Annotated in this window: 8 protein-coding genes and 1 pseudogene; 8 read left to right on the top strand and 1 reads right to left on the bottom strand. The window is 46.2% G+C overall.

The window, feature by feature from the left end; translation table 11 throughout:
* Positions 1–78: 78 nt before the first annotated feature.
* The 6 genes from CSQ79_RS20830 (at position 79) to CSQ79_RS20855 (ending at position 8,067) form a co-directional block, all read left to right on the top strand.
* Positions 79–1,050, top strand: a complete 972-nt coding sequence (locus CSQ79_RS20830) for a cupredoxin domain-containing protein (protein WP_289501388.1) — start codon at positions 79–81, stop codon at positions 1,048–1,050.
* Between the two features lie 104 nt (positions 1,051–1,154).
* Complete coding sequence (locus tag CSQ79_RS20835; protein WP_015328523.1) at positions 1,155–1,568, top strand: heavy metal-responsive transcriptional regulator; 414 nt, start codon at positions 1,155–1,157, stop codon at positions 1,566–1,568.
* 446 nt (positions 1,569–2,014) lie between these two features.
* Positions 2,015–2,530, top strand: a complete 516-nt coding sequence (gene fldA / locus CSQ79_RS20840) for a flavodoxin FldA (protein ID WP_015328522.1) — start codon at positions 2,015–2,017, stop codon at positions 2,528–2,530.
* A gap of 221 nt (positions 2,531–2,751) precedes the next feature.
* Positions 2,752–3,576 carry a glutaredoxin family protein gene (locus CSQ79_RS20845; protein ID WP_099703042.1) on the top strand — a complete coding sequence of 275 codons (825 nt, stop codon included), beginning with the start codon at positions 2,752–2,754 and terminating at the stop codon, positions 3,574–3,576.
* 22 nt (positions 3,577–3,598) lie between these two features.
* Positions 3,599–4,885, top strand: a complete 1,287-nt coding sequence (locus CSQ79_RS20850; RefSeq protein WP_099703043.1) for an efflux RND transporter periplasmic adaptor subunit — start codon at positions 3,599–3,601, stop codon at positions 4,883–4,885.
* 32 nt (positions 4,886–4,917) lie between these two features.
* Positions 4,918–8,067 carry an efflux RND transporter permease subunit gene (locus CSQ79_RS20855; protein WP_099703044.1) on the top strand — a complete coding sequence of 1,050 codons (3,150 nt, stop codon included), beginning with the start codon at positions 4,918–4,920 and terminating at the stop codon, positions 8,065–8,067.
* Between the two features lie 123 nt (positions 8,068–8,190).
* On the opposite strand, the pseudogene CSQ79_RS20860 reads toward CSQ79_RS20855, so the two are convergent.
* Positions 8,191–8,410 (bottom strand): annotated as a pseudogene (locus tag CSQ79_RS20860) (transposase); the annotation flags it as partial.
* Positions 8,411–8,626: 216 nt separating this feature from the next.
* On the opposite strand from CSQ79_RS20860, the gene CSQ79_RS20865 reads away from it, so the two are divergent.
* Both CSQ79_RS20865 and CSQ79_RS28255 read left to right on the top strand, forming a co-directional pair.
* Positions 8,627–9,475, top strand: coding sequence for a TnsB C-terminal domain-containing protein (locus CSQ79_RS20865; protein ID WP_099703046.1), 849 nt, complete (start codon positions 8,627–8,629; stop codon positions 9,473–9,475).
* Positions 9,476–10,570: 1,095 nt separating this feature from the next.
* Positions 10,571–10,786 (top strand): hypothetical protein, encoded by a 216-nt coding sequence (locus tag CSQ79_RS28255; protein ID WP_099703047.1) that lies wholly within the window; start codon positions 10,571–10,573, stop codon positions 10,784–10,786.
* Positions 10,787–11,125 lie beyond the last annotated feature (339 nt).

Below are 11,125 nucleotides of genomic sequence, written 5' to 3' on the forward strand. Positions count from 1 at the left end.
ACACTCATAGGATTCGGTTTTCTGCTCGGTGTGATTTCCGGCTCAATCTTAGGGACACTTGGATAGGAGGATTTCTCGATGGTGAAGAAAACAACAATCATCAGTGGTATTGCAAGCTTGGGATTAGTGCTAGGAGTAGCATCTAGCAGAGCGGTTGCACAAATGCCTCACGACATGAGCGACATGCAGCCGACTGAACAAACCGGACAATTTCGCCGCATTGATCAACCTATTGCGAATAAAGTAGCGGTAACACTGGGTGGATTAGGGTTAATTGGGTTGGAACTGTGGTGGTTTCTGCTCAGTAAACCAAAGTCGCGTAAGGCAACCACTCAGGGCGGAGTTCAGGAGGTGACTGTCAGAGTCGATGGTGGATATGAACCGAGCCATATTGTGGTGCAAGCTGAGCAACCCGTGCGATTAAACTTCGATCGCAAAGATCCCAGCAGTTGCTTAGAGGAGGTACGTTTCCCTGATTTTCGTATCGCCCAAGAGCTACCACTCAACCAAATCACCCCAATCGAGTTTACGCCTGATAAACCTGGCAGATATCAGTTTACCTGCGGCATGAATATGTTTCGAGGTGTGGTGGAAGTGCAGTCTGCAAACGGAGGTATGGCAATGGCGATCGCCTCTGTTCCTCAACCCACTCATCACTCTGATCACACTCATCACGCGGATCAGTCTACGGTTTCAGCCTCTGGTGTTGAAGCGATAATGACACCAGCAGGAATCCAACAGGCAACCATAACCGTTGCGAAAGGGTATCAACCAAAGCGAGTCATCGTCGAAGCTGGAAACCCCGTTCGTTTGCATTTTGATCGCCAAAATCCCAGTAGTTGCTATGACCAATTACTGATTCCAGACTTTGCGATCACGGTGAACCTTCCACTCGATCAAACAACAACGGTGGAATTTACACCAGAACAAGCAGGCGAGTATGAGTTCATGTGTGGCATGAAGATGAATCGTGGTGTGATTGAAGTGCGAGCTTCTAATAGCACTAGTGATGGGAAGGTTATTGCTCAAACTTCAATACAGGTGAGGTAGGCGATGTTTGTTCAGTGACAATTGCCCTGCAACGCCCCTTGACTCTCTAGTCAACTAGAGAGTTTAGGATAGAAGAAAGAACACTAGAGGATGGTGTAGTCGGTATGTTAGTTCAACACTCTCCTAAATTGATTGGTTCAGTTGCAAAAACAAGTGGTATGCCGATCAAAACGATTCGATACTACGAAGAGCTAGGTTTACTGAAGACAACTGGGAGAACTGAAGGTGGATATCGCTTGTTTAACTCAGATGTGTTCTCTCGGTTGAGCTTCATCAAGCGTGCTCAAGGATTAGGATTAAGTCTGTCGGAGATTAAGGAATTTCTAGATGTTTACGACCAGGGCGACCTACCGTGCGATCACATCAAGGTAAAGTTGGAAGATAAGCTGGAGGCGATCGAACAACAAATCCAGCAACTGCAAATTCTCAAACAGGAATTAAGAGGATTACTATCAGGTTGGGAAACCATTCCTGAACATCCTGAAGATACCATTTGTCCAATTATTGAACGGGTTTAATCAGTGTGTTTCATGCCTAAGTCCCACTAAACCGAACACCTTTAGGGCTGGCAGGAGGTTATGATTTTCATGATTAGAGCGGATCAACTGATTAAGGCGAACCCGTTCAATAACAACATTTTAAAACCCAAACAAAAATAGAATTTTTTTGAGTTTTTTGTGAGATCATCGTGACTCTTTAGCTAACTAGAGACTGAAAGTGAATTTATCTCAGCAAGCAAGTTATAAATTGATCCAAAAGCTGTTCGACTGAGCTAAAAACCAAGTTGACTCAGACAAAATTAGCTATCTGGTACCGAAATTACATTAGCGATCGCCTCAATCAAGCTATGCATTTATCTAATCTTTTAGAACATTTACTCTCAGCTAACAGCACTGATAGATCCTGTTAGTTGCCTTTCATTCGATGATTTTGTTCCTAATCGTTATTTTCCTTAGAGGTAATTATGGCTAAGATTGCTTTGTTTTATGGAACTCAAACAAGCAACACGCAAACCGCAGCAGAATTGATTCAAAAAGAGTTTGGTAGTGACGCTGTTGTAACACTACAGGATATCTCGCAAACTGAACCTAACGACTTTAATGAATATCAGTACATCATCATTGCATGTCCGACCTGGAACGTAGGAGAGCTACAGAGCGACTGGGAAAGTTTCTACGACGATCAGCTAGATAACATCGATTTTAGCGGAAAGAAAGTTGCATACTTTGGAGAAGGCGATCAAATTGGCTATCCCGATACTTTCCAGGATGCAATGGGAATATTGGAGGAAAAAATTTCTGAACTTGGTGGCGAAACGGTTGGCTACTGGTCTACTGAAGGATATGAGTTCAGTGATTCTAAAGCACTCCGAGACGGTAAGTTTGTGGGGCTAGCCCTAGATGAAGACAACCAGTCTGAACTAACAGAAGAACGCATCAAGGCTTGGGTTGCTCAACTCAAGACTGAGTTTGGGCTGTAGCTTGCTGATTATAAATGATGAGAAAAAAGCTTGACTCTCCAGTTTACTGTACAGTTTACAGTGATGAACAGTTGAGCCAGGATCATTGCTCTGGCTGCAATGCCTTTAAAAAGATTGTGCCTCCTCGTGCATCAGGATTGCAGCATTTGTGCTAGCTGGCAGATCGAGTATCACAATTGTGGCAGCCTTCAACACAATTTTTAACCTCCAGGAGGTAAATTATGACTGTTATGAATCGAAAAACTAAAAATACGACTGCTACATCCGTTACTGTTTATCGGATGTCTATGCCTGAGCATGAGTGCCCTTGGGGACTTCGTGCGATCAAATTGCTTCAGGAGCAAGGTATGGAATTCGAGGATGTTAAACTCCGATCGCGCCAAGAAGTCGATCAGTTCAAAGCAAAATACGGTGTTGCCACTACCCCTCAGATTTTCTTTGGTAAAGAACGAGTCGGAGGTTACACAGATTTGGCAGAACGGCTAAAGGTAGAAGCAGAAAAAGCTGAGTATTCCTATACTCCAGTCGCTGCGGTCTTCTCGACGGCCGGACTAATGGCGCTTGCCACATCGCTTGGAATTCCTGGCTTCATGGGATTTTCGCTCTCAATGCTGGCTTCGCTCAAATTGATGGATATTAACGCTTTTGCCGAGAGCTTTGAAAAATATGACCTCGTCACCAAGCGCTTCAAGCCCTATGGAAAAATCTATCCCTTTGCTGAGTTACTAATTGGGCTTGGGTTTCTCTCTGGCGTTGCCCCGCTTGCTACTGGAATTGGGTCATTGATTGTTGGTGTGAGTGGTGCAATTTCGGTCTTCAAAGCGGTCTACATTGATAAGCTGGCGTTAAATTGCGCTTGTGTGGGCGGTAACTCTAAAGCACCACTGGGTGTCGTCAGTTTTGCTGAGAACGCAATCATGGCAGTGATGGGTGGAGTGCTAACCTTTTCTGCATTGTCAGAGGCAAATATTCAGTCGATGCGAAGTCTAGAAGCATTGCCTCCAGCGGTGGTGCAGCTACAAGAAGGAAACTACGAAGCTAAATGAGCAGGATGATTAGGGTTGAATTATGGAATCATCTGATTTTTCTGCAACGAATTCATCTTCTCAAAGGGCTTCAGCCCCTCCTCGTCACTTTCGCCTGGGGTGGTTGCTAGGGCTGCTGTTGCTAGGGGGCGGTGGGTTGGGAGTTTGGTGGGTTTTGGCTCCGGGGCGTGAGCCAGTTCCTGCAACTGCCCAGCAACCAGCGATGCCCGTCAAAACCTTGACCCTACAGCCGCGCCTCATTCAGGAGCGATCCGAGTTCATTGCTAATGTGCGATCGCGCCGTTCCGTGACGCTACGACCCAGAATTCAGGGTCAAATTACTCAGATTCTGGTGACACCCGGAGAACGGGTTACTACCAGAACCGTACTCATTCAAATTGATCCAGATGAACAACAAGCGGCTGTCAGCAGTACCAGTGCAGCAGTAGAATCGGCTCAAGCGAATGTGGAGAATGCCAGAGCCATATTGCGATCGCTCGAAGCCGAACGGGTATCTAAATTATCGGATGTCGAACTTAATCAACAAGAGTACGAGCGCTATGCAGCACTGGCTGAAGTGGGAGCTGTTTCGCAACAGACACGAGACCAGTATGCTAACCGCATTGAAGTCGCGCGGGCTAACCTCAATGCGATTGCAGAACAAATTCAAGCGCAACAAGCCGCCGTTGTTCGGGCTGAGAAGGCAGTACAGGAAGCTCAAGCACGGATTCAAGAACAACAGGTGCAGCTTCAGTATTTTCAAATTGCGGCTCCGTTTGCGGGTGTTGTAGGCGATATTCCTGTGAAAGTGGGTGACTTCGTGGATACCTCTACCGAGCTGATCAGCGTTTCAGAGAACGATTTGCTAGAGGTGAATTTTTCAATCCCGGCTGAGCAGGCAACTCAACTGCGAGTAGGCAGCCCAGTTGAGTTATTCGACAGCCAGGGGCGCAAATTGGGAACTAGCCAAGTTTTTTTCATTGCTCCTAACACAGCTAACACAACGCAATCTGTTCTTGTCAAAGCCTCGCTTGACAATTCTGACGGGCAATTGCGAACGGATCAATTTGTGCGGGCAAGCGTGATTTGGAATCAGCAACCCGGTGTACTTATTCCCACAACTGCTGTGACGCGCTTAGGTGGAGAAGCCTTCGTTTATGTGATTGAACCCTCAGAGTCAGGATTCGTAGCTCGACAGCGCTTAGTTGAACTCGGCAGCGTGGAGGGCAATGATTATCAAGTTCTTGATGGATTAGAGCCAGGAGAAAGCATTGTTACCTCAGGAGTCCTGGCTCTAAGGGATGGTGTACCGATTACCCCCGAATCCTAGCATCGGAATTTCTAGTATTACAGAGTTAGCTTATGTTCGCTGATTTCTTCATCAAACGACCTGTTTTTGCGATCGTTTGTGCTTTGGTTATTCTAGTGGCGGGATTAGTTAGTCTGCCTACTTTACCCGTCGAGCAGTATCCTGACATCAGCCCAGTGCAAATCACGGTGACTGCAAACTATGTCGGTGCCAATGCTCAAGTCGTCGAAGACACTGTCACTACTGTGTTGGAACGGCAGATTAATGGGGTCGAAGGCATGCGGTATATGAGTTCGACCAGTAGTAACGATGGCACGAGTACAATCGTCGTCACCTTTGAGCAGGGATATGACATTGATGTCGCTGCATCTGATGTGCAAAATCGGGTACTGCAAGTGGAACCGCGCTTACCAGAAGCTGTGCAACAAACGGGCGTATCGGTATCAAAGCAGTCTAGCGGTATTGTCTTAGCAATGGCAATCTATAGCGAAGACGATCGCTATGATGATATTTTTATCAGCAATTATGTGGATCTCTATGTACTAGATCCGCTCCGGCGCATTGAGGGCGTTGGCAACATTCTTGCGTTTGGTGAACGTCGTTACGCCATGCGAGTTTGGCTAGACCCGAATCGGCTTGCCAGCCGTAACCTTACGGCCCAGGACGTAATTAACGCCCTCAATCAACAAAATGTGCAGCTAGGGATTGGTAGTATTGGACAACCGCCTGTATCTGATGAGCAACTCTATCAAATTGACTTGCAGACGATCGGTAGGCTGAGAGACGCAAACGAGTTTGAGGAGATTGTGCTGAAAGCCGAAACTGATGGCACGCTGGTGAAATTGAAAGATGTGGGTCGGGTTGAGTTAGGGGCTGAAAACTATAGCTCGTTCGCCAGCTATAGAGGACATGTTTCAGTGGGCTATCAGGTGATTCAGATTCCAGGCAGCAATGCTTTGAACATTGCAAAAGCGGTCAAGACTGAAATGCAACGATTGGCAGAGAGCTTTCCTGCCGGCTTGACCTACGACATTCCCTATGATTCTTCATTGTTTGTAGAGGCATCTTTCAAGGAAGTCGTCATCACTCTGGTTCAAGCAGTATTGCTAGTTGTGCTGGTAATTTTCATCTTTTTGCAAGATTGGCGCACCACGATCATTCCAGCCATCACGATTCCCATTTCTTTGATTGGCACTTTTGTATTCGTAAAACTATTCGACTTTTCACTCAATAGCCTGACGTTATTTGGTTTGACATTAGCAACCGGAGTGGTTGTGGATGATGCGATCGTTATCGTAGAAGATATTTCCCGTTTAATTCAAGAAAAAGGGCTGAGTCCAGCTCGAGCTGCAATTGAAGCCATGCACGAACTGTTTGGGGCAGTCATCGCCACATCGTTAGTGCTGATGGCAGTGTTTATTCCGGTGGGTTTTTTCCCTGGAACTACTGGGCAACTCTATAAGCAGTTTGCTCTAACAATTGCCTTTGCCATTGCTATTTCTACCTTTAATGCGCTGACATTGACTCCCGCCCTTTCTGCTCTATTGCTACGTCAACAGCCTCAATCACGAGGCTGGTTAGGTTGGAGCTTTAATCGCATCAATGGGTTTCTCAATTGGCTGCGTCGTGTTTATAATCGTGCCCTTCATTTCATCATTCGGTTTAAGGGAGCCGTGCTCATCCTGTTTATCGCGTCCTTAGGGTTAACGGGTTGGCTTTACCTGCGCGTCCCACAAGCCTTTTTACCCGATGAAGATCAAGGATATTTCATCAATTTGATTCAAGGACCCGATGGCACATCCTTAAATTACACCAAACAGATTGTGGAGCAAGCGGAACAACAGTTGCTCGACGTGCCCGAAATCCGAGCAACCTTTGCCGTTGGTGGTGTAGGATTTAGCGGCAATGCTCCTAATCGAGGATTTATGTTTGCGCCCCTCCAGCCTTGGACTGAACGAACCAATCCGGAACAGACGGTATCAGGCATTCTGAATCGGGTACGAGGATCACTGATGGCGATTCCGCAAGCTCCGGTGCTGGCAATCAATCCACCGACGATTCAAAGTTTGGGCAGTGTAGGTGGTTTTGTATTTCAACTGCAAGATCGAAGCGATCGTACCACCAGTGATATTAGCACGCTCGATCAGATGAAGGGTGAACTGCTCAATCGTGCTAATCAAACCCCAGGATTGCAGGCTGTTTTTAGCACCTATACGGCAAACGCACCACAACTGTTGCTTGAAGTTGATCGCGATAAAGCGGAGGCATTGCAAGTTTCAGTCGATGAAATTTACAGTACACTGCAAACCTATCTCGGTTCGCGCTACGTCAATGATTTCAATGCATTTGGTCGCACCTATCGTGTTTATATCCAGGCAGATCAACAATTTCGTTCTAATCCAGAACATATTAGTCAGTTGTACGTGCGTTCCAGACAGGGTGAAATGATTCCTTTGAGTAACCTCATGACCATGACTCAAACAACTGGTCCGCAAACGATTAATCACTATAACCTGTATCGATCAATTGAAATTAATGGGACAGCCGCGCCTGGGTTTAGTTCTGGACAAGCTATTCAAGCCATGGAAAGATTGGCGGCTGAGGTGTTACCTCCCAACATGGGATTTGAGTGGTCAGGAATTTCTCTGGAAGAACTAGAATCTGGAGGGCAGGCTCCCATCATTTTTGGGTTAGGTGTTTTCTTTGTACTCCTGGTTCTGGCAGCTCAGTACAACAATTTTGTTGATCCACTCATTATCGTGTTGTCTGTTCCTTTGGCGGTTCTAGGAGCGTTATCAGCTCAATCTCTGCGAGAGTTATATAACGATGTATATTGTCAAGTTGGACTCGTCATGTTGATTGGTTTAGCTAGCAAGAACTCAATTTTGATTGTAGAGTTTGCCAATCAATTACGCGATCAGGGACTTTCAATTACTAAAGCAGCTATACAAGGCTCACAGGAGCGATTACGCCCAATTTTGATGACAGCCATCTCTACCCTGTTAGGCATTTATCCGTTGGTTATGGCAACTGGAGCCGGATCAGCTAGTCGCCAATCCTTAGGAACGGCAGTTTTTGGTGGAATGTTAGTTTCAACACTTTTGAGTTTATTCGTGGTGCCCATGCTCTACATCATGATTAGCAAGATTCGAGAACGATTGATACGCTCGCCATCCATCCACATCTTTGATGAACAGGCTTGATTCAACAGTCAGAAAAGTTTTAATTGAGAGCTAGATTCTTTAGTTTACTAGAGAATCTAAGAAGCAATCTTTGAAGATTACACAATGAATCGTTTTTATAGCCGTATTCATGGTTGTTCAGCACTTCTCAATCCGATTAAGGTCAGGTAAGTAGGGGGGTAGATAAACGACTCGGCACCCTGTGACTTCAATCAGTTGAGCAATACGACCGCCGTGATGAAACGTGGCGTTATCGATAATCATCCACTGTCCAGGACGCAGTTGCTGCACTAAGTACTTCTCTAGCCAAGTCAAATACTGTCCGTTTACACGCCCCTGTGACGGTAAACGGAGCAATCAGTTGATCATTCGCTTGCTGTCGCGAAACAGGGTATTTATCCTCGTTAACAAAATAAATATCCGCCGTAGGAATGGCGAGAATGCTTGTACAGTAGGAGTTATAGCTTCTTTGAGCGAACAGATTAGTTGTCCGAAAATCAGTGCAACAAATTAACACAATATTTGCCCAGTGGATGAGATAAAGTGATGGAAACTGTTGATAGCAGGCTCGACAGTGACAATGACCCAAATGGGCGAATTCGAGATGAGTGCGGCTGATGATAGCTCGTTGGCGAGCGAACGAGCACAAGAGAAGGATGACTCTAGGAAGGGCGAACGAATGCGCTTATTAAGTGAGTCCGAGCGTAAGCGGTTGTCAGTATTACAAGAATTGTTAGCGACGGCAGGGCAGCCAGGATATGGGCAACGGCAAGCAGCAGCGGCACAAAAGTTAGGGATGACGGTTCGGAGCGTGCGCCGACTGATGCGGCAATTACGCGAGGAGGGAGTGGAGAGTATCATCCGGCGATCGCGCTCGGATCGAGGAGAAGCGCGCATCAGCTCTCAGTGGCAGCAGTTTATTGTGAAAACTTATCGCTCTGGGAATCGAGGCGGTCGGAGAATGAACCCGGCACAAGTGGCAGTGCGGGTGAAGGTACGGGCACAAGAACTAGGGACACAAGAGTATCCGAGCCACATGACGGTCTACCGCATCTTGAAGCCGTTAATCGAGCAGGGGCAACCGCAAAAGCGCTCTTTAGGGTGGCGCAGCGATTGTCTGAGCCTGAAAACTCGTGAAGGGTTAGAAATCCCCATTGAATGGTCAAATCAAGTCTGGCAATGCGATCACACACGAGTCGATGTGTTGGTCGTGGATGCTGCTGGCGAGATTTTAGGGCGACCTACCTTATCGATAGTAGTAGATACTTATTCGCGCTGCATCATGGGCATCCATTTGGGATTCGACGCACCCAGTGCGGCTGTAGTGTGTCTGGCGCTGCGTCATGCTATTCTACCCAAGCACTACGAAAGCTGGGTATTTCGAGTCATTTCTTATCCTGGTGAAAGCTTATGTCGAATAACAAATTAACAGAGTCGTTAACAAATTAACTGTGTGGGAGGAGAATTTGCTGTAACGCTTTTGGAGCAGCGATTTCAGCAACGGGACTAACGTGAGACAAGCCAAAACAGGCTTAACAAATTAAGCGCATCAATTTAGCGTAGAATTAACAGATTAACTGCGCGATTGAGAAGGAGGCTAATTGTGTGGATCAAGATGAGGTCAACCCAGCAATTTAGCCTGAAATCGTGACGCAACTGAGTGAGCGCCAACACCAACGCTGGGAAGTAATTCAGGACTTAATTGCTGCTCCAGAGCAAGCAACTTATCATCAACGCCAGCAGGCAGGTGCGAAGCGATTGTGAACTTAAGTATCAGTAGCATTCAGCGACTGGTGCGCGAGTTGTCATCTTGGGGATGCGATCGCACGCCTTTTGGGCAGAGAGTGGGCGTACAACAGAAAGCAAATCAATAAATCTCAGCTTGTACAGTTCTACGAGGGTGTTGTAGTTGTACAAGTATAGGAGACCGATATACAGACAAATGTACAGATAAGCTCAGGACTGGGACTAGATGAGATACATCTAGCGAGCAATGATACCAAGCCAAGCAAGAAGCTCGTGCCAGTGAATTGCCATCCTCTAAAGCCGATAGGCTAATGGTGCAACCAGCATGTTGCTATGTAGACTCAGAGTGAGGTTGAGTTTTTAGATTTAGTTTAGTTTTTTAGGGGCGAAGACAGTTGAGCCGTAGCAGGCAGGAGTAGCGGACAGGTAAGTACTCAGGGCTGCGATTGCAGAGATAGCACCACAAATACTGGTTTATTTAGGCGTACGGTTAGTCAGCAGGAATTTAGCTGTATAATAATAGCGCTCAGTGGAGCCAGACAATTTTATACGCTTAAATAAGATAGGACTAATGCTTGAGTTCAAAGTGAGCGATGTGAGCGATCGCCCTTCAATATCAGCAAGGTTACGAGCTAAACCCGGAATTCATCCAGGTCAGGCGAGGCATAGTAGCGGAGCTTGAGCTAGCAAGCGAGGACAGGCAAGGGAAAGGCGCATGATACTGAGTGCAACAGGGCAGGCAATAGCAGAACACAGTAAGAGGCAAGGCTAGCCTTGATTGCACTGTTTAACTCAGCAAGGACGAAGGCACAAGAAGCAAGCGATCACGTTGCTAGCTAGAAACAAAGCTAAACAATCGCAGTATGCCACACCAGCAATCAACAGAGGCTATGATGGGGATGCGATCGCACTGCTTTGGGCATACAGAGAGCCAGCCAACAATCAACAAAGCAGAGGCACTCCTACGAGCGTTCAATTACTGAAACGCGAATAAATTAAAAGTGTATATGTACAGCAATTCCTACAATCTTACAGACATATTTGTACACTTGTACAGTTATGTGAGAAAACTGTATAGGTGCATTTATACAGTACAGTGTAAGTGTAAATGTAAAAGCCTTGCTAGATAAGCACTCTAGACTAGCATGTTCATGCCCTAAAATATCTGTATAGATCTGGTAAGGGCGGATAAGCGGATAATCTGGCTCTGTACAGCCAAAAATTTGACTGTATATACAGGTAAATATGAGCGTACATTGTTATATTGGAATTCCAATATAACAATGTACGCTCATATTTACCTGTATATACAGTCAAATTTTTGGCTGTACAG

This window comes from Gloeocapsopsis sp. IPPAS B-1203 (genome assembly GCF_002749975.1).
Taxonomy (GTDB): domain Bacteria; phylum Cyanobacteriota; class Cyanobacteriia; order Cyanobacteriales; family Chroococcidiopsidaceae; genus Gloeocapsopsis.

What these genes read in the sequence shown, in the direction of transcription:
- CSQ79_RS20830 (WP_289501388.1), top strand. Translation starts at nt 79, where the DNA reads ATGGTGAAGAAAACAACAATCATCAGTGGTATTGCAAGCTTGGGATTA.
- CSQ79_RS20835 (WP_015328523.1), top strand. Translation starts at nt 1,155, where the DNA reads ATGTTAGTTCAACACTCTCCTAAATTGATTGGTTCAGTTGCAAAAACA.
- fldA (WP_015328522.1), top strand. Translation starts at nt 2,015, where the DNA reads ATGGCTAAGATTGCTTTGTTTTATGGAACTCAAACAAGCAACACGCAA.
- CSQ79_RS20845 (WP_099703042.1), top strand. Translation starts at nt 2,752, where the DNA reads ATGACTGTTATGAATCGAAAAACTAAAAATACGACTGCTACATCCGTT.
- CSQ79_RS20850 (WP_099703043.1), top strand. Translation starts at nt 3,599, where the DNA reads ATGGAATCATCTGATTTTTCTGCAACGAATTCATCTTCTCAAAGGGCT.
- CSQ79_RS20855 (WP_099703044.1), top strand. Translation starts at nt 4,918, where the DNA reads ATGTTCGCTGATTTCTTCATCAAACGACCTGTTTTTGCGATCGTTTGT.
- CSQ79_RS20865 (WP_099703046.1), top strand. Translation starts at nt 8,627, where the DNA reads ATGACCCAAATGGGCGAATTCGAGATGAGTGCGGCTGATGATAGCTCG.